This window comes from Sporosarcina aquimarina (genome assembly GCF_019748715.1).
GTDB lineage: Bacteria > Bacillota > Bacilli > Bacillales_A > Planococcaceae > Sporosarcina > Sporosarcina newyorkensis.
The window spans coordinates 1-19,062 of sequence record NZ_JACLBZ010000023.1 but is presented as its reverse complement, the minus strand read 5'-3'; the positions used below and the strand labels follow the sequence as shown (position 1 = coordinate 19,062).

Annotated in this window: 21 protein-coding genes; 9 read left to right on the top strand and 12 right to left on the bottom strand. The window is 41.5% G+C overall.

Translation table 11 applies throughout. The features are described 5' to 3' along the window. The first annotated feature begins 26 nt into the window (after positions 1-26). Together H7J92_RS11495 and H7J92_RS11490 are read left to right on the top strand one after the other, a co-directional pair. Positions 27-1,610 carry an amidohydrolase gene (locus H7J92_RS11495; RefSeq protein ID WP_221837033.1) on the top strand — a complete coding sequence of 528 codons (1,584 nt, stop codon included), beginning with the start codon at positions 27-29 and terminating at the stop codon, positions 1,608-1,610. Positions 1,611-1,661: 51 nt separating this feature from the next. Next, the gene (locus tag H7J92_RS11490) at positions 1,662-2,159 is read left to right on the top strand and encodes a TspO/MBR family protein (protein WP_221837032.1); all 498 of its coding nucleotides are present in this window, start codon (positions 1,662-1,664) and stop codon (positions 2,157-2,159) included. Positions 2,160-2,352: 193 nt separating this feature from the next. Here the strand turns inward: H7J92_RS11490 and H7J92_RS11485 are convergent, their stop codons facing one another. Together H7J92_RS11485 and H7J92_RS11480 are read right to left on the bottom strand one after the other, a co-directional pair. Next, positions 2,353-2,577: a hypothetical protein gene (locus H7J92_RS11485; RefSeq protein ID WP_221837031.1), complete on the bottom strand. Its 225-nt coding sequence runs from the start codon at positions 2,575-2,577 to the stop codon at positions 2,353-2,355. An 86-nt stretch (positions 2,578-2,663) separates the two neighbouring features. Further along, positions 2,664-3,680: a YsnF/AvaK domain-containing protein gene (locus tag H7J92_RS11480; RefSeq protein WP_221837029.1), complete on the bottom strand. Its 1,017-nt coding sequence runs from the start codon at positions 3,678-3,680 to the stop codon at positions 2,664-2,666. A gap of 140 nt (positions 3,681-3,820) precedes the next feature. On the opposite strand from H7J92_RS11480, the gene H7J92_RS11475 reads away from it, so the two are divergent. After that, entirely contained in the window at positions 3,821-4,228 is a 408-nt protein-coding gene (locus H7J92_RS11475; RefSeq protein ID WP_009498544.1) for a YugN family protein, read from the top strand. Between the two features lie 75 nt (positions 4,229-4,303). Here the strand turns inward: H7J92_RS11475 and H7J92_RS11470 are convergent, their stop codons facing one another. Both H7J92_RS11470 and H7J92_RS11465 read right to left on the bottom strand, forming a co-directional pair. Further along, positions 4,304-4,636 carry a hypothetical protein gene (locus H7J92_RS11470; protein WP_078818437.1) on the bottom strand — a complete coding sequence of 111 codons (333 nt, stop codon included), beginning with the start codon at positions 4,634-4,636 and terminating at the stop codon, positions 4,304-4,306. 77 nt (positions 4,637-4,713) lie between these two features. Beyond that, positions 4,714-6,906 (bottom strand): YhgE/Pip domain-containing protein, encoded by a 2,193-nt coding sequence (locus H7J92_RS11465; RefSeq protein WP_221837027.1) that lies wholly within the window; start codon positions 6,904-6,906, stop codon positions 4,714-4,716. 126 nt (positions 6,907-7,032) lie between these two features. On the opposite strand from H7J92_RS11465, the gene H7J92_RS11460 reads away from it, so the two are divergent. The 3 genes from H7J92_RS11460 (at position 7,033) to H7J92_RS11450 (ending at position 9,747) form a co-directional block, all read left to right on the top strand. Beyond that, a complete protein-coding gene (locus H7J92_RS11460; RefSeq protein WP_078818439.1) occupies positions 7,033-7,716 on the top strand; it encodes a hypothetical protein in 684 nt (227 codons plus the stop codon). Between the two features lie 117 nt (positions 7,717-7,833). After that, on the top strand, positions 7,834-8,859 hold the full coding sequence (locus H7J92_RS11455; protein ID WP_246602861.1) for an NAD(P)H-dependent flavin oxidoreductase: 1,026 nt from the start codon (positions 7,834-7,836) through the stop codon (positions 8,857-8,859). Between the two features lie 69 nt (positions 8,860-8,928). Beyond that, on the top strand, positions 8,929-9,747 hold the full coding sequence (locus H7J92_RS11450; protein WP_221837024.1) for an STAS domain-containing protein: 819 nt from the start codon (positions 8,929-8,931) through the stop codon (positions 9,745-9,747). Positions 9,748-9,781: 34 nt separating this feature from the next. On the opposite strand, the gene H7J92_RS11445 is transcribed toward H7J92_RS11450, so the two are convergent. The 8 genes from H7J92_RS11445 to H7J92_RS11410 form a co-directional block, all read right to left on the bottom strand. Continuing rightward, positions 9,782-10,513 carry a YqcI/YcgG family protein gene (locus H7J92_RS11445; protein ID WP_221837022.1) on the bottom strand — a complete coding sequence of 244 codons (732 nt, stop codon included), beginning with the start codon at positions 10,511-10,513 and terminating at the stop codon, positions 9,782-9,784. 138 nt (positions 10,514-10,651) lie between these two features. Beyond that, positions 10,652-11,458: a DUF2935 domain-containing protein gene (locus H7J92_RS11440; protein WP_221837020.1), complete on the bottom strand. Its 807-nt coding sequence runs from the start codon at positions 11,456-11,458 to the stop codon at positions 10,652-10,654. Between the two features lie 188 nt (positions 11,459-11,646). Further along, entirely contained in the window at positions 11,647-12,675 is a 1,029-nt protein-coding gene (locus H7J92_RS11435; protein ID WP_221837019.1) for a TolB-like translocation protein, read from the bottom strand. Positions 12,676-12,690: 15 nt separating this feature from the next. Next, positions 12,691-13,557, bottom strand: a complete 867-nt coding sequence (locus tag H7J92_RS11430; RefSeq protein ID WP_221837017.1) for a permease prefix domain 1-containing protein — start codon at positions 13,555-13,557, stop codon at positions 12,691-12,693. Then, positions 13,554-13,877, bottom strand: coding sequence for a PadR family transcriptional regulator (locus H7J92_RS11425; protein ID WP_221837016.1), 324 nt, complete (start codon positions 13,875-13,877; stop codon positions 13,554-13,556). Before H7J92_RS11425 ends, H7J92_RS11430 begins: the two co-directional genes overlap by 4 nt. A gap of 138 nt (positions 13,878-14,015) precedes the next feature. Continuing rightward, the gene (gene namA, locus H7J92_RS11420) at positions 14,016-15,038 is read right to left on the bottom strand and encodes an NADPH dehydrogenase NamA (protein WP_221837014.1); all 1,023 of its coding nucleotides are present in this window, start codon (positions 15,036-15,038) and stop codon (positions 14,016-14,018) included. Between the two features lie 110 nt (positions 15,039-15,148). After that, positions 15,149-17,461: a penicillin acylase family protein gene (locus H7J92_RS11415; protein ID WP_221837013.1), complete on the bottom strand. Its 2,313-nt coding sequence runs from the start codon at positions 17,459-17,461 to the stop codon at positions 15,149-15,151. Between the two features lie 245 nt (positions 17,462-17,706). Next, positions 17,707-18,261, bottom strand: a complete 555-nt coding sequence (locus H7J92_RS11410) for a DJ-1/PfpI family protein (RefSeq protein ID WP_078818448.1) — start codon at positions 18,259-18,261, stop codon at positions 17,707-17,709. Between the two features lie 151 nt (positions 18,262-18,412). Between H7J92_RS11410 and H7J92_RS11405 the strand changes: the two genes are divergently transcribed. The 3 genes from H7J92_RS11405 to H7J92_RS11395 form a co-directional block, all read left to right on the top strand. After that, complete coding sequence (locus H7J92_RS11405) at positions 18,413-18,589, top strand: hypothetical protein (RefSeq protein ID WP_221837011.1); 177 nt, start codon at positions 18,413-18,415, stop codon at positions 18,587-18,589. 1 nt (position 18,590) lies between these two features. Next, positions 18,591-18,746, top strand: a complete 156-nt coding sequence (locus H7J92_RS11400; RefSeq protein WP_221837009.1) for a hypothetical protein — start codon at positions 18,591-18,593, stop codon at positions 18,744-18,746. A 209-nt stretch (positions 18,747-18,955) separates the two neighbouring features. Continuing rightward, on the top strand, positions 18,956-19,062 hold a 107-nt coding region (locus H7J92_RS11395), incomplete at its 3' end, for a helix-turn-helix domain-containing protein (RefSeq protein WP_221837090.1).

Genomic DNA, 19,062 nt, shown 5'->3' with positions numbered 1-19,062 from the left:
TATAGAGGCTACGAGGAGGGAACGGAATGAAGACGATTTGGCATAACGCGCTTTTTTATACGATGCAAACTGAAGGACAAACAATAGAGGCTTTACTAACGGAAAACGGAAAAATTACAGCGGTCGGCTATTACGATGAGTTAGAGGATCAAGCGGAGAAATCCGTTGATTTACAAGGTGCGGTCGTGTATCCAGGCTTTATTGATAATCATATGCACATAATCGGTCAGGGAGAAAAATTGCTTAGATTGGACCTTTCCCGTGCTGATTCATCGGATGAAATGATGGACATGCTGCTGCGTGCATACCCTGATCTTCCTGAAGATGAGTGGTTCATAGGAGAAGGATGGGATGAAAATAATTTCACCGACAAAAAGATCTTTACACGCCACGAACTAGATCGCGTGACGAGTTCACCTATGCTCTTAAAAAGGACATGCTGGCATGCTGCGGTCGTCAACACGAAAGCCTTGGAGCTTGCAGGCATCACAAAAGACACACCTGACCCGGTAGACGGCGTCATCGTGCGTGATGATAACGGGGAGCCTACTGGACTATTGAAAGAAGGCGCCATGCAATATGTTTTACAACTACTGCCTGAACCTTCTGAAACCTATGTAACAAAAGCTTTGCAAACATCTGTAGACCATCTGTTTTCTGTTGGATTAACAGGTGTTGTGACAGATGACTTAGGATACTACGGCGATTATAAAACTCCGTTGAACGCATTCAAAAATGTCTTAGGTGAGGAACGGAAATTTCGAACATATTTGCTACGTCATTTCAGTGTGTTTCCACAAATGATGGACAATCAAGCTACATACAAAGAACCATGGGTCGAACCAGGTGAGATGAAATTTTTTATTGATGGCGCCTTTGGAGGCAGTACCGCTTTACTTAGCACCCCTTATACAGATGAACCGGATAACGTCGGAACTGCCGTCTTGACAGATGAGGAATTAGAAGAACGTGTTAAACTCGCACGCAAGTATGATGAAGCTGTTGCAATCCATATGATCGGTGATCTAGCAGTTGAAAAAGCATTGGATGTCATCGAAAAATATCCTGCACCGATAGGGAAACGAGATCGCTTTATACACGTCTTAATGCTGCGTGAGAACTTAGTGGAACGCATGGCTAAACTACCAATCGTTTTGGATATCCAGCCTGCATTTGTTCCCTCTGACTTCCCTTGGGTACAGAATCGTCTCGGTACTGATCGATTGGAATGGTCCTATGCTTGGAAACGTCTTCTTGACAAAGGTTTCATTTGTGGAGGGGGGTCTGATGCTCCGATCGAAGACCCCAATCCATTGCTCAGTATTCACGCGGCAATTGCTCGGCGCAAGCCTTTCGAGCAACATGAAGGCTATCTGCCAAATCAAAAAATCAGCCGTTATGAAGCCATTCAGCTCTTCACTTCAGGAGCCGCCGCTACGATTGGAAAAGCGAATTCACGCGGCCTGTTAGCGGTAGGTTTCGATGCAGATTTCACAATTTTGGAGGAGGATATATTTTCAGTTGAAACAGATCACATACCTGAAATTTCTGTCCGTATGACGGTCGTGGCAGGTGAAGTGATGTACAAAAACAAGAAAAGTAAGCCGTGACAGTTTATTCCGGGACGGAAAGGGAAAACTTTTATAAAAGGAGGTTTTACCTTGGAACTGCTTAATGTCAATGGAAAGTCGAATTGGAAAAGGTTGACCAAGAATATCCTTATTCCTGTCGTTGGTGGGTCGGTCATCGGCTGGCTGGCCAATCGAAACACACAAGAACAATATGCTCAATTGGATAAACCATCTTTTTCTCCACCGGGTCCTGTATTTCCAATCGCATGGACCGCGCTTTATACAGTGATGGGAGTGGCTAATTACCGGGTAGAGCAGAAACAAGAAATGCTGCAGAAGAAAGACTCTGCCACCCCGCTCTATGATGTACAACTAGGACTCAATTTCCTTTGGTCGTTTCTTTATTTCAAATGGAATTTGCGTGGTACTGCGTTAGTTGAAATGACTATTTTATTAGGAGCAATTGCTATGACAGCCTATGAATTCAATAAAACCGATCGAACGGCTGGTGCGCTGATGATTCCTTATATCGGGTGGGTGATGTTCGCTTTAACTTTAAATTATTCTACTTGGAAATTGAATAGATGAGAGTCGTAATTAGAGCTGTTTGAAAGGTCGTTTTTCACGTGACTTTTCAAGCGGCTTTTGTTTATGCAGGAAGGATGGCGGTTTTAGTGCGGTGATGGAGAATTTCGTGCACCTCTTTGCTTCGCTTGGCTAAACACCTAAAAAAAGGCTATCACTGAAAGATATTTCACTTTCAGGAAAGCCTTTTTAAAATTCAGTATGATCTGTTCATGCGCTCTGCGGTCTTATAAGCATCATACATGCCCCATATCCACACAATTGGATACGTGATAAATCCAATGAGCACAAACATTAGCAATGCATTTATACTTTGCAAGATAATGAGCAATATACCTTTTACTATCTGCCCATTATAAATCTGTCCGACGCCAGTCCAGAAGAAACTTAGCACAGCGGCAATACCTGGATGCTTCAGCATACACTCTCTCCTTCTCGGCTATTTATCTTTATTTTACCCTACTCGGAGAGAGAATAACAAGATGTTTGCAATATCGCACGAGCTAATTAGAAACGATCTTTATCCAGAGGGTCTCCTTGGACTTCTACATCGCCTTCTTTATCAAGGCGCACTTCTTCTCGTTTCACAGATTCATGGATGGTTTCAGGTTCCTCAACCTGATGTTTCTTCAAGATGATTTCCTCCGTGACAACTGGTTTCTTGGTAACTTCCACATGTTCTTCTGTGACTGGAATCCGAATTGTCTCTTCATCTTCTTTAAATAAAGTTCCGTCTTCGCTGAATCGACTGTCTGCGTTCAATTCAGTATCTACTATCGGTCTTCGCTCAATCGTAATTTCATCATGAGCCACATTTACATCTACAGATCTTTGTTCTTCCACTACTTCCTTCTCGAGGTGAACTTCTCCGCGCTTCGTCCGTTGCTTGTCCACCTGCAAACGTTCTTCATGCAGACGCATCCGTTCTTCTGTAGCGTTATCCGATAATGTGTTTATTCCTTTTGTGTAGGCAGTTTGATCGGTAGGTCTGTCCAAGACTGCTTCCGCGCCAACGCGTCCCAGTTCATCGTCGTGATTCAGGTTTTGATCCGGCAAGGTTTTATTCAGACGATAAGCTGGATCTCCACCGTTCAATTCTTGATCTGTTACGCTCAGTCCATTTGCACCTAAGTTAATATCAGTACTCTTTCGATTTAGTCCATAGATGTGCGTGTTATCCAAGTATTGACGGTTTGCTTCTCCTTTGTCGACATAGAGCAACATGCCGCCTTGGTCAATATCTTGATAATAGCGTTCCGTTTCTCCTGGGCCGAAGTCCAAATTATCGACCATTCGGTGTACATGGTCTTCTCCAGAAATGAAGCCCATAAAACGGTCCCACCAAGAGCCATCCGCCGACTTGACTTCTGCGTCTGTACGACTTCTCAACATAGTCAGCTGATCATCATTTTTCACTACGACATAAATATTCTCCTCAGGCCATCCTTCATTTTTCAGTTCCTGAACACGATTCATCAATTCTGTTTCGTTAAAATACATTCCTATATATCGTTTGTTATTCATGTAAATCTCCTCCTAAGTTTTAATAACCTGTTGTAATCTTGTTTTACCCCCTTGACAAATTAAGAAACATTTGAATGCATATTTTTCAAAATGTATAAAAACCACGGTACATAGGAATTCTAATAAAAAGGAGTGATTAAATGCTGGAATTGGAAACAATGATTGAAGGTAAACTCGCCAATTTCGGAGTCCTTCGCGATCAAGTGTGCAAGCACGGCTATCATTTCGGCGGTGGTTGGGATTATCATAAAGGATGTTTTGATTCAATCCTTCATAAAGAGGGCGGGGAGACCATTTACTTGCGCGTTCCATTCGAGGTGGATGAAGGCGAATTGGATGATTATCACACATCAATCAAATTCAAAAAACCGTATGTCATCAAGCATGTCGTCAATACTGGGCTTGATCGAGACAGCAGTTCATTAGTGAGCGGTTCATTCAATCAGTTCCAAGAGCCACTTGACCGCGATGCACAAATTCGCGATAAAAGTCGATGGGAAACTGCAGGTGAACTGGCAATCGAAGAAATACTTCAGTATTTGGAATAAAAACAAGAAAGAGGAAGCCCCTTCACTGACCATTCAGTGGCGGGGCTTCCTCATGCTGTTTTATTAGCCTGCTTCCTACTCGTTCAATGCCTGCACTTTTTCATTCATCCTTTTAGCATCAAGGACTTCCTTCGAAAACTGTTCAAAAACAGGTTGTAATTCACTTGTCAATTCCTCTAGTTCGGCAGCGGAATAAAAAAGAGATTCAAAATATATTGGTTGTTCCCCTGCTTCCAATAAAACACGCAACCGTTGCAAAGGCTCTCTTCCAGCTACATCCTCATCCGACATGATCGGTTCTTCTGCCGCATAATTCGCCTGCTGCACCCATACATTACCAGTCTCCCCTTGTTGTTCAGCAGCGTTTGCAAATGTCAAGAATTCATCTAAACTTTCGGTTCGCTTCATACTGATCCCTCACTTTACTCTTTTACTTATCTTTCCCTGTTGATTTCCATTGAAACTCCTTCAGTTACATCTGAAATTCAATGAAATAGATCGGTTTCCCGCGATTTCGCCAGCAGCCGATTCGTCGCTTTATTTACTTTTTTCTTGAATAAAACACCGAACGTAATCATGAAAATTCCTATACTCACTAAAATGATAAGATCTTTCGTCGCACGAGCCCAGACAATTCCTCCTACTGCCTCCCTCATCAAATCGATCGCATGAGTAAACGGCAAGATTGGATTGATCCACTGGAAGAATTCCGGTAAAAGCATGACAGGATACGTACCGCCTGATCCTGCAATTTGCAATACTAACATTACGATAGCGAGCGCTTTCCCTACATCGCCAAACACCGACACCAGCGTATAGACAATAGACATGAACACCATGCTGATCAACATGCCGAATAAGATGAACAGTAACGGTTCTTTAACCGTCACTCCGAGCAGAAGAATATCGCCAATGGTTACGATCAGCGTCTGCAATAGTCCGATGAGCCCGAATGTAAACAAACGCCCTACATAAATTTGTCTCGATGTAAATTGTCCTTCCCGGTGAATATCCGTAGATAGTAATGAAATAAGTAAAAGACAACCTACCCATATTGAAAGCACCGTATAAAATGGAGTCATTCCTGTCCCATAGTTTTTAATGGGGAATAACTTATTTTCATTCAGTATTATCGGCTCTTCAAAAAAACTTCTCTCTGCCTGCGGATCATTTTGCAGCAACTCAATGATTTCATTAATATCCGTTTCCGCCTGTATGCTTTCAATACGATTAGCCAATTGGTTCACTTTGTCGTAGACATATGGATATTCATTCAACGCTTTTTGTACTTGCTGTTTTCCTTCATTCAAATCCCCGTCTGTACTAACTAATATCCTTTCAACTTCTGGTATCGTTTTTTGCACTTCTAGAAGCAGGCCCTTCGCATTCCTTAATGTTTTCAATGCTTGGGTAATTTCCTCACGTACAAACGGCTCAATCGTATTTACATATTCTTTCAGGAAGGAATCTGCTTGGATCGATGTATTATCGGCAATTTGCTGTAAGTCATTTATGCTGTTTTTCATTCGCTCTTCCTCGCCTTGTACTAACACATCAATCGTGCGGGCGTTATTTTGAATTTCTTGAATTTGATCTTTTAGATTGCCTGCCTTCTCAAGCGCGGCGTCAATCGGTTGAGATGAAGATGAGGATTCCAGCTCTCCGCTGTCTGCTTGGTTTAACTGTTCAACCAATTCTTTCACATTTGTGAGATCCTGCTCTAGTCCTTCCAGCTTCCCTATACTGCCTGTAACACGTTCATCCAGTTCCTTCTTCACTCGGTTCCACTCCGTAAAGTCAAGCTCGGTCTGCTGGACCTTTTTCAGAAACGCATTTGTCTCTTTTGTTATGGTAGATACTTTTTCAAGATCGGCTTTGATACGAGGCGAAGCCGACTCCAAACGTTTTTGGGCTACCGTCAGCTGACTGATCGTGTCATTGATAGTCTGCAAGCCTTCAGAAGTTGTTTGCTGTACTTCAGGCATCATCTTTTGTGCTTTTTTAATAATCTTTTGTGCTGAATTTGCGTCCCCAACAATTCCTTCCAATGTTTGATGAATACTCGGTAATTGCTTTTGGATATCGAAAACATAGGCTTCGAATTTCTTGATATCCGGTAAATCTTTTTCGATTTCGATACCGAGATCATTGAACATCTCAAGCACAACGCCGTTTACAGTGGAGATAAACCGACTGCTCACCTTTTCAACAATGACGGAAGCACCTTTTTCCGTAATCTTCGGTGCAATAGAATTCAATTTTTCATTAACATAATATTCGATTTCTGCTTTTTGTGGCTTTCCGGAAATGACTGTTCCCAGTTTGCTTGAAAAATCTTCCGGAATAAAAATAGCGGCAAAATAGTCACCATATTCTACTCCGTCCATCGCTTCCTTTTTAGTCGCAAATGTCCAATCCATGTCTTTGTTGTCTTGCAAGGTCTTGATCAATTCATCCCCAACATCAATTTGCTCATCACGCACTAAAGCACCTTTGTCTTCATTTACAACTGCAACCGGCAATTGATCGGTGCGCGCATATGGATCCCATGCCGCGTAGATATTCAACCAGGCATATAATGACGGCAGAAATACCAAGCCGCCGATTAGAATAGCTGCTACCCAGTTTTTACTTATATTTTTCAGATCCATTTTAAAAATATTCCAGCTTACTTTCATGAAGGATCTCCTCTTTTCTGCTGCATACTGTTATTAGCTACTATACCCATAACTCGGTAATTCAATGGAAAATCTGTGTAACTTCATTTAAAATTCTCCGTCTACGTTTCAAAGGAGTGTTGCGAAATGAAGAAAGGTTTATTCCTTATAGGAGTTTTATTACTAGCGAGCTGTTCTGGCAAGCCTGCTCAAATGCTGCCTTCATCTCAATCATCTGTCATTGACTGGGTAGATTTTGTGAATTGGAACGACACGACTTATACCGCGAATTATGAAACGAACGAGATGGATAAGGTATGGAAAACGGAAAGAGTACTAGGAGAAGTCACATATACGTTGGATGGTCATGCGGGCGCGAACCATACGTCAAAAAATGGAGATGCTGCATACTTACCGAAAGGAACCAAACTGTATGAAATAAAAGGCTATGATCCCGCTTTTCGTATTCTGGCGAACGATAAAATATATGAAGTTTCAGAAGCTGGAAAAGCTGAAAAAGTTGAAGATTTCTTAGATATAGAAGGAAAAGTAAATCGAGTAATTTTGCAAAGTGAAGAAGATTTATCATTCATTGGAGAGTTTTCAGAGGTGCATACGAAGGAATTCATTGATGAATTGCTGTTACTTCCATACGAGGAAGCTGGTCGAACAACCGAAGGGAAACGCGTTTTCTTCGGCATTGAATTGACAGATGGTTCTATGACCCGCTCCCTCTATTGGCCAGAAACCGGGTATATCAATTATGGGACAACAGCATCGGAGCGCTTGAAGGAAATTTTCGAAGCTGAAATGAAAGCATCAAATTACTAACTAGAGATTTCTTTAATATATCAACAAATTCACATTTCCCAATTGTCTTCTTCCCTTCATATTTGGTAAACTTATTAGTAGCATGAAGATTACGAATATTTCAGGAGGAGATATCCTTTGCAACATCTATTCACACGTTTTATGGAGCATCCCATCATTCAAGCACCCATGGCAGGAGTAACGACGCCAGAATTTGTCGCTGCTTGTTCAGAGGCGGGGGCATTAGGATCAATCGGGGCGGGATATCTTACTGCGGAGGACACACGCCAGTTTATTCGAGAAGTGAAGCAACTAACAGATCGGCCCTTTCAAGTGAATTTATTTGTGCCCGAAATGAACATCGTGAATGAGGAACAAATCGAAAAAGCTTACCACTCGTTAAAACCTATCAGACAACAACTCGGCCTTTCAGAATGGCAGCCGTCATTTTCATCCAGTGAGTTTGATGGGCAAATTCAAGTGCTTGTAGACGAAAAAGTTCCTGTTTGCTCCTTTACATTCGGTCTGCCTGAAAAAAACATCGTTACAAAACTGAAAGAGCATGACATATTTTTAATTGGCACAGCGACAACTGTGCAAGAAGCTCGACTGGCTGAGCATGCGGGAATGGACGCTGTAGTGCTTCAAGGTAGTGAAGCAGGTGGCCACCGGGGAGCATTTAACGGTGAAGGAGACATGCTGCCATTAGCTAAACTTCTCACAGATACTGTGAGTACTGTTCAAATTCCACTAATCGCGGCAGGTGGTATTTCTATGCAAGCTCACATCCAACATTTACTTTCGAATGGAGCAGAAGCTGTGCAAGTTGGCACTGCTCTACTTGCGACGGAAGAAAGCGGTGCGAATACTCATTATAAGAAAGCGGTTCTTAACACCACTGAGAATTGTACCGTTTTCACCAAAGCCTTCTCCGGAAAGACGGCTCGCGGAATTCGCAATACATTTATTGAACAGATGGAAGGAAAACCGATCGCCCCCTATCCATATCAAAATGATTTAACAAAACCTATTAGAAGTGCTGCATTAAAAGAAAAGAAGCCAGAATACATGTCGCTTTGGGCTGGGATAAATGTTCATCGTTGCAGTGCCGGGAGTGTTAAAGAAGTAATCCAAGCATTGACTCTTTCTACTTCTCTTCTTTAACTCTCTAAAAAACAGGTTTTAACAGGATAACGCATTCACGTACCTAAAGTTTCTTTTGAGGTGAACTTAATGACCAATAGTCCATTTGACAAAAAATTAGCAGAACTATTTTTAGATGAACATAAAGAAGAGTTTCAACAGGAATTATTGAAACAGGCTGTCAATGTGAAGGATCGAGTAAAAGAGATCTTGCAAATCGGCAATATTGACCTAATTAATAATGCATTTAAACTTGTACATTTTGTGATTTGGCAAGAAGAAGAGAAATTAAGCTTATTTGCAAAAAAAGAAGGGATTGCATGGGCTACCCACTCATTGACTGTTGACCTAAAACTGGAATGGGTTCAGGCAATTCGCCGAACATTGTGGATCAACATTCAGAGAATGATTGAACAATATAATATTACGAACTACGATCTATTCAAATTGGAGAAAAATGTAAATAATCAAGTTGATCGATTTCTCAATGAATTTTTCATTAATTACTCAACTTACAAAGACATGCTTTTGCGTGAGCAGCGTAAGCTCGTAGAAAATTTATCCGTACCCATTATTCCAATCAACTCAACTGTCAGTATTTTACCGCTAATCGGTACTATTGATTATTTTCGTGCGAAAGTGATGGAAGAACAAGTATTGACGAAGATATCGAAGCAACATATCCATACCTTAATCATTGATCTGTCAGGGATTGGAGACATGAAAACAGAAGTGGTGGATCAATTCTTGAAAATGATTGAAGGGGCTAAAATGATGGGATGCAATGTCGTCATTACTGGTCTCAAGCCTGACGTAGTCCGTAACATTGTAGCGTTAGGAGTTGTTTTCGATTTGCAAACCAAGACATGGGGTACATTACAACAAGCATTAGATATGTATTTCCAATGATTTTAAGCGATACCTTTTGAGGTATCGCTTTTTCTTACATTTCTTTATGGCTAAAAGGACATTTCCCTCTTATCGGTTCGCAGTCATCCCCGATGAAGAATTGTTTCCATTCATTATGTGTCGGATCACCGAAATGGCTGATATCTGGATGTTTCGGCAACTTGTCCCATAGTTCTACACGCTCTCTTACTTTTTCGCGTGAGTTGATGCCGCCTTTTTCAGTTCCTTCAAGCCCCTTAAAAATCTTTCGTGGTTGAAAGCCGATTACCATAGAATTGCCTAAGTCTCGTGTTTTTCTTTGCTTATAGGCAGGTGCATTGCCGAAGGCAAAAATCGGCTCGCCATGAAAATGAAAATCCCATAAATGATGATCTGGATCACGTGGTGCATCTTGCGGCCATTCTTTTTCATCGGCTGTATGTAAATATTGCAGAATATCCCAAAATTGCTGACGGTATTCTTCTAGCGTACCTTCATTCGGAAATGGCTCCACGAAAACAAAGAGTCCATGACGCTTATGCTTCGGATTCTCGAATAACTCCAAAAATAATTCCATAGTTTTCGGCAAGTTCGACCAGTCATCTTGTGTAATATAACCGTATCGCAATTCGCCCTTCTTCTCACCATTCATTCCAAAATAACAAGGAAACGTCCGATCCGTAACCGTTTGGTGAAATGTCTGATACTCTCTCAGCAACCAATCCGGCAAATCACCCCGTTCCGTAAAGTCCTCTTTTGTCAATAAAGCATCTGATGTCTGGATCAATGGTTTAACCTCCTTCAAGCAAACTATACTGTTAACTTCTTTACCCTTACTCTCGAAAATCAAAACCTAGCTCTTGGTCGCCAAAAAATAGACAACATAGGATCTCTCCCATGCTGTCTATTTTGTTTGAAGAATAGTTTAGTTGGTTCTTGGCTTACTCGGATCACATGAAGGTTTCGCAATATCCGTGGTTTCAGAGAGTTTTATCAAGTAATAACACTCTTCTCTTGCCATATGATCCGCCATCAGAGCCGTAAACGATCCAAGGATTTCCTTGTTCATTTCCCATTCTTCCAGCTCACGTAAAAATGACTTAAAAATCGTCATCTCTAAATTGATATCCTGATGAAATTTGGCCAATGCAGGAAATTGAGTGACATTTGTTCTCAGAAAGCCAGCCATCTCCACTGCCTTTAAATAGAAAGCTTCCCATTCCTGCGTGAATTTCTGTCCTTTCTCTTTCAACGACTTCTCGACTCGATCCAAATTTGCATCAATAGCTCCTGCATGACCAGCGGCATCCAGCAGCCACAATAAGTCATGGTGAAGCGGATGAACCGGCGGCGGTACCTCCCCTTGAGCCAAGTATTCAAAGAGACGGATGGCTTCCTCTACTTCATTGACCATATGATTGATGAATGAAGGAGTTAAGGTAATTTTGATTTCACCCACTAATTGCGCTGCCACAAGCTGCAATTTGAAAAGGCGTATTTGTTCGCTGGCGGTTTTTGAAGTTTGCAGTAATGATTGCAGAGCCGGATTGTCCATTGGCCGTTTCGATTCGGTAAGCAATTGGTCAAATAACTGGATGAATGTATTCGCTTGTTGAATACGTTCAGCTTCGCCTGGTGCGAGAGAGTCATGAATGAACCGTGCATGGTCCCCTAGTATTTGCAACCAAAAATGCAATTCAAACAATGCTTCTTCTTGGTAATCCTTCGACAACAAAACACCCCCATCAATTACGCCTCGGCGTGATTGGGTCTAGATTTTGAATTGTTTTGGCACAATTGACTCCTTTCAAAATCTGTGACATCCGCCGGAGGCTTTATTTTTATTCATCAGGAGTCTTTTGCTGAATAAAAATAAATAGTCTTTACAGTTTATGAAAGGACAGAGGGTGTTTATGAAAATCATTTACCAACAGATTCTAATGGTACTTTTTCTACGTTCCTGCCATCCATATTCATCCTATATAGATGATAATCTGGTGACCGTCCAGCAAAATTTCGGTCTACCATAAAATAGATTTTTGCATCGGGACCCAGTACCGGCTTTGAAGCATGTTCTTTCAACGCAGTCAGCTGCTCTGTTTGATATGTTTTCCAATTGAAAACAAATAATTCATATTCAAAAATGCCGTTCTTTCCAGTCCCTGCCACTGCCTGATAAATAATTTCTTGACGTTCGGGCAGTAAGGTGAAATCATAAATATCTTCCTCTTGGACCGGACTGCTAATTATCGACTTTCCATCCGGATCGTCTAGTGGAATCTCGAAGATACGCTGACTGGATGAAAATACTTCATCTGCCGACTCAACATTTTCATCATCGTCCATTTGCACAAATACTGATTTATCCTTAGAAGAAACTTGCAAGGATGCCATACTATATTTTTTCATATCAGTATATTGTGTATGTGTTTGTTCTTTCAAATGATAACTATGCACGTCAAAGTCATGTGGATGCTTCGAAGCGACCGGCGAATAATTCGTAAATGTTGCAGCTTGCAAATAAAACAGTAACTCTGGATTTTTCGGATCAAACGCTACTTCTGTAATAAGTGAATCTACCGAGAGTATCTGCTCATCTTCCAATGAATCCAACTGTACGACATGGATATCTGTCTCCGCATCTTGTTCCCGATCTTTATTAGTAACCGCGAAAGCCAGCCGCTTCCCATCCTCGGAAAACGTCAAATCTACAATCTCTTTTTCAACTGGTAACTGGATAAGTGGCTGTTCCTGAAGAGTCATATATAAATTCGCTTGCCCTTTTTCATAGACGACATAGGCGATTTTACCATCCGATGACACACTGTAAACTTCAGTCAGACCATTTTGTTTTTGATTTTCATCCTTGTCGAATACAAATCCGAGTACAACGAATAGAGCAGTCAGGAACGCAATAGAACCTAGTAAGAAAACTAGCGACTTTTTCATAGTGTATCCCTCCTTCTATATTCCATACACCCAGATTACTAGAGTAACGCCAATCAATAAAACCTGCAAAATCGCAAGAGTGTAGGCTGCTCCTTTATGCCGAGCAGCCAGTAGGCGCATTTGAACCGCATAAGATATCATCCAAAGAAGAGTCGGAATTAAGAGCAATAATAGTGCAGCCTGCATCTCTGCCGCAAATAACATAAATGCCCATAGAAAAAACAGTGTGATCAGAATTATAATAATGCCTATCGTAATATTAATAAAATGAATCCATTTTGCATCTTTCTGCAATAGCTGTTTAGAAGACGGAAAGTCGAAGATAGTTGTTCGATAGACCAGAATAATCGCCAGCAACACGACTGCATAGGAAAATATGCTTGCAATATTGGAATAGGGTCGATCCAAGTAAGCGGCCATCAACCCACCATATGCAAAAATAAAGATATGACTAATCAGCAGACCATTCATCCACAAACGGCGGTTTAAAGATTGGATAGGATGCAATGTGAGCGTCATAATGGATGCAGCGACGAACACTGCCAACACGAGCCAGATCATAAGGGCGTCACCATTTGTAAACAAATGAAGCAAGTAGAGACTAAATGCAAAAATCAATGAAGCGCCTGCAAGGATCAGCATCATTCCTCTACGGTATGGATACATCGCCTGCTGAAGCTGTTTTCCGATCTCTTTTTCATCGCCGAAATTCATCATCGCCATCTTCATCGCCTCCTCTTTGGAATAACCTTCGTTAAGTAAATCTTCATAGGAACAGTGCAGATGACTAAGCAATTCCTCGCTCAAATCCATAGATTCTTCGTGATTACTATCGGTCTGTTTCACGATACCGTTCACGAAACGCTCGAATACTTCAGTCATGTCAAACCTTCTGAACTTTTGCGGACAAGAGCGTTCATCCACTCCCAATTTTCTTGCTTATTCTCTAACGCAACTCCGCCTTCATCCGTCAGTCGATAATATTTCCTTCTGCTTCCTTCTGTTCCTTGCCAATAAGACTCCACCCAACCCTTTTTCTCCAAACGCTTTAAAGCAGCATATAAAGTTCCTTCACTCATTTCGTACGTATCATTACTTAATTCTTTTAAAACCTTGACGATTTCATAGCCGTATAAATCCCGCTGCGCAATCAACGACAGCAAAATTAAATCGATACTGCCTTTCATCATTTCCTGATCCATAATGCTTCACCTCTTTCGCATCATAACACGATGTACATCGCATTACAATGTAGATGACAAAAAAACACCTTACCGATATCTTATTCATTTCGGTAAGGCAGTGAATGAGTTATTAAATAAAAGTTGAGTTTCCCATACTCAAGAAAATGTCCAACCCCGTTCATAAGGCGCAGGAGGTTCAATTTTGACGCCCAGTTCATTTGCAGCACTGTATGGCCAATAAGGATTCCGCAGTAATTCACGGGCGAGCAGGACCAGATCAGCTCGTCCATTTTGTAAAATTTCTTCTGCTTGAATCGCGGAAGTAATCAAACCGACTGCCCCTGTTGGAATATCTGCTTCTTTTCGAATTTGATCTGCGTACGGCACTTGGTAGCCTGGGAAGGCATTGATGGCTGCAGGCACTACACCACCCGAGCTGACGTCTATTAAATCGACGCCTTGAGTTTTCATCCAACGTACCATCTCTATATATTGTGTGGTATCCATGCCGTTTTCTGCATATTCTTCAGCAGAAATTCTGACGAATAAAGGTCCCTCCCACACAGATCGAACTGCGTCAATAACTTGTCTCAAGAGTCGGTATCGATTTTCAGACGAACCTCCATACTCATCTGCACGGGTATTACATAATGGCGATAGAAATTCATTGATCAAATAACCATGGGCACCATGTATTTCTATGACGTCGAATCTTGCTTGCTTGGCACGGATGGCTGCTGCTTTAAAGGACTCAATCGTTTCTTTAATATCCTCTCTAGTCATTTCAACCGGGGTTTTGTACTGCTCACTGAATCGAATGGGGCTTGGCGCATAGATATCCCCTTCTACTGTCGATTTTCTACCGGCATGAGCTAATTGAATACCTGTACGGGCACCATACCCTTTTATTAATCGAACCAGTTCGGATAATCCCTCGATATGATCGTCTGACCAAATTCCTAGATCTTCATTGGAAATTCTGCCTTCTGGTTGAACAGCGGTAGCTTCTACTATGATTAAACCAACTTGTCCCGCTGCACGGGTTGGATAGTGAACCTTATGCCAATCCCCTACTTTTCCGTCTTGATTGTGAGAAGAGTACATACACATCGGTGACATGACGATACGATTCTTGAACTCCACGCCACGAATTGTATAAGGTGTAAATAAAGTTGCCATGAAATGATCCTCCTTATTTAGCTAATATACAAAGTATATCAAAGTTCCATTAACTTTATATGATGGGAGAACTCTATCCTTCTGGATAGAATGTCTCCCTTACTGACCATTTATCCCTTTGGTACTAAACGTAAATAATAAGTGGACTCCGCCATCTTCAATTCTGTTATATGATAATTTCCATACATCCAATCAGACAGCTGGTTTGCATACCATTGACTTTTCACATGTCCCGATTGCCCAGGCCCCACAATATGATGCGCGTTAAACCGGTTAGACCAATCCTTTACGAACCGCCAGCATGCGCCATGATGAACAGTCCCTGCTTCATTAAATCCAGCCGATTGGACTGTCACTTGGCTTCCTCCAACAGGCAAAGGCTTCGTTCGATTAAAAAGTTCCTTAGCAAAAGTACTTGTTTTACTGAAAGGATGTTCAAAATACAACCGGTGATAATCGCCCCATTTCCATTCCTTCATGTTTTTCCCGTACTGAACTTCCGCACGCTTTAAGCATTTGTTGAGTGCCTGATAGAGCACCTCAGAAATTCCGCCTGCTTGTGTAACCCACACTGATTCAGACTTTTTCTGCAGTGCTTGAAACAGCATACATTCTACTATTTGTTCCTTGCCGTCAAATAAGCGCAGTGCCTCTTCAGGAATCTCCTTCTCCAATAAAAGCTTCTGGATTTCACTCATCCACAAATGAAACAAAAGAGGAGCCGCCTCATTGACGCGGTCTTCAAATTTCCACTTCTCCAATATTCCCAATGCCCGCCGAATTGGCATCGTCTTTTTCATCGGCCGCAAGCAGTCCAGAAAAAGAGGGATGAACTCAGCTGCGTACAAATTCATTTTATCCATTTGCAGTCGTTTCATGTCTTGCACTGTAAAGTGGCTTCCAGCTTGCAACACTTCTTGAATGCGCAGCTGTCGATAAGGTCGCGATAATGCATGACTTATGTGATAGGGGTAGTCTTCTTCTACTTCCAATTCCGCTGTAGAAATGAAGTCTTCTACAGGATTCACCGTACGTGGAAGTTTGTCGTACGGTATAAAACCATCCCACTCAAATTCATCGTTCCAACCCGGCACCGGGAGTAAGCCATTACCTTTCTTCCGGACTGGTATACGCCCATTTGCCTTGTAAGCAATCGTCCCATCAATTGAAGCATAGACAAAGTTCTGGGCAGGTGCATGAAAGTCTTCAAGCCCCTTTTCAAATTCTCCCCAATTCGTCGCTGAATTTATTGCGATTATCGCTTCGATTTCTTTTGTTGGTTCCATTGCAGTGCACCGCAATGACAAAGCTGTATGGGACAGGTCCTGCAGAAACTCAAAGAACACGGGTCCGTGTCTCGTCTCTTGAATTTGAAATAGTACAGGAGGACTTCCTTTTATCTGAATGACTTCACTGATTAAGTGCGCTTCGTACCATTCATCATTATATAAATAGGTATACGGTTTTTCAGGATGTCTTTTTTCAATATAGAGATCTTGCACGTCGGGTCTTGTATTCACAGCTCCCCATGCAATATGCTCGTTATGCCCCAACAGAATACCTGGCATTCCCGGAAAAATAACCCCACATACATTCACATCACACGACTTTAAATGCATTTGATACAAAATAGCAGGCGTTCCAAGTGAAAAATTCGGATCAGCGGCCAACATAGGCTTGCCATTCTTACTTTTCTTTCCGCTCAGCACCCAACTGTTACCTCCATTTATGTCAGTTACGATTGGTGCGTGTTTAAAGATAGCCCCCACATTTAAAGGGTGACCCATACAATACGCAGCCGCTTCTTCATAATCACCTGCTGTCTCGGGAAGTAAGTCTTTCCATTTTTCTTCAGACAAATTATGCAATGCCCAGTATTTGAACGCTTGCCCTTGCCAGTTCCCTCCTAAATTAAATGCCATCAGTTTTCCTATTGCAATACAATCAGTCGGTGTCCACTCTTCTGGCTGATAGGAACGCAAAATAAACTCAATGGGCAATTTGCGTCTGCAAATCGCATCCTTTATATATGCATTCACCCCTTGTGTAAAAGAGTGCAAGATTTTTTTAGTCTTGACAGAATACTGCGGAAGTGACTTTTCTGCAGCACGGTATAATCCGATTGTTCGAAAGAATTGATCCCTATGAAGAGTTGATTTCCCAAATATCTCACTTAATCTGCCTGAACACTGTCTTTTTAATAAGTCCATTTGAAATAACCGATCTTGCGCTTGCACATACCCTTGTGCAAAATATAAATCATGTTCATTTCTAGCTTCAATATGTGGGACTCCCTGCTCATCCCGTACTACCAGCACCGAATTCACTAAGCCATGAATTTTTATGGTGCCTTTAGTTGTAGGAAGAGCCCGCAACATAGAATAAGCTGTCTGCCATTCACGAAACTTCTTCCATCTATACATTTTACGCCCTCCTTCAGTAAGAACCGATCGCCCGAAAGAACGTTAGCAGTATCCTTATTTACCTTATGCAAGTTTTGGCGTTCGGGAACGGCTAAAATTAGAAATTTATTAAAAATCGGCCAGTTGAAGTTAGCGAGACGTACAAGAAGCATAGAAGACGTGGAAGTTTTTCAGTTTAACTAGTTATCCTTAGAATCATTTAAAAGACGTAAAACCCAGTAGAAAGGGTTTTACGTCTTTTAGACTTACTTATTTACCATTTTCATAAACTCTCTCATTAAACCTGGCAAGTCCGGCCAAGCATGCCCAGAAACCAAGTTCCCTTCTGTATGAAGATCTTTCTCAATGTAAGTAGCTCCTGTGGCAGTCACGTCTGGTTTGCAAGCGATATAAGCCGTATACTCTCTGCCCTGCATAAGATCTGGGATCACAGATAATACTTGTGCAGCATGACAGACAGCCGCAACCGGTTTATTTTCTTCAAAGAAATGTCGCACAATACTTGGCAGTGATTCATCCAGCCGGATATACTCTGGTGCCCGTCCGCCAGGTATGATTAATGCATCATAATCAGCTGGGTTGACATCCGCAAACGCTATGTTTGAATCTAAACCGTACGCAGGCTTTTCCACATACGTCTCCATTCCATCAATGAAATCATGAGTAACTGTGTATAATTTTTTTACAGATGGGGAAGCAATCGTAGTCTCAAATCCTTCTTCTAAGCAACGATAATACGGATAGAAAATCTCCAATGCTTCAACCGCATCTCCGCCTAGAATCAATACTTTTTTGCTCATCTACAATCCCTCTCTCTCTCAATTCTGAATTATGTTCCTATTTCATTTGATTCGACATTTCAACAATGAATCCTCTTTCTTTTGATGAAAATCCTATAGTCATACATTTTTTCTAACGAAAATAGCCATATTAGAAAAAGGAGGGATCAATATGGATAAAAATATACGCCATCTTTTTCATAAAGAAACGATTAATAAAGAAATCGGTTTGGATTTCGAAGCAAGTGAAGCAGAGGCCGCGCGGGTGCGTGAAAATGCGACAGGAAAAGAGTACCGGGAAGCGTTGAAAGAAACATATCGTAAAACTGAAAATAAAAGGAGTCGATGAAATGGAAAAGAAAAAGTATACAGTGGCGGGTACAGACATCGAGGAAGTAAAGAGGCTAAATGCAGAATCTGGTCCAAGCTACAATGAAATCAATGAGATGCTTACACAATGTATAGAAGAAAGAAAAAAGAACAGCAATTTAAATCAAACGAAGTAATTTAGATCTAAGAAAGCCTGTCACCCGAATAAACGGTGTGACAGGTTTTTGATTTTTTATTATTTTCCGACAGAAGACGCCCACTTCAAGGAATGTGTAGGGCGTAGCCCAATGTGTAAGTGGGTGATGAATGTCGGTTGGCGCTAGCCAAAGAGTATGTCAGTCGGTTATAATGGGAACATATATTCTTTTTGGTGGAGGTGAATTTCATGCTGATCAACAAAGCTTATAGGTTTCAAATCTATCCCAACAAAGAACAACGTATTTTAATCGCAAAAACCATTGGCTGTAGCCGCTTTGTTTTTAACCACTTTTT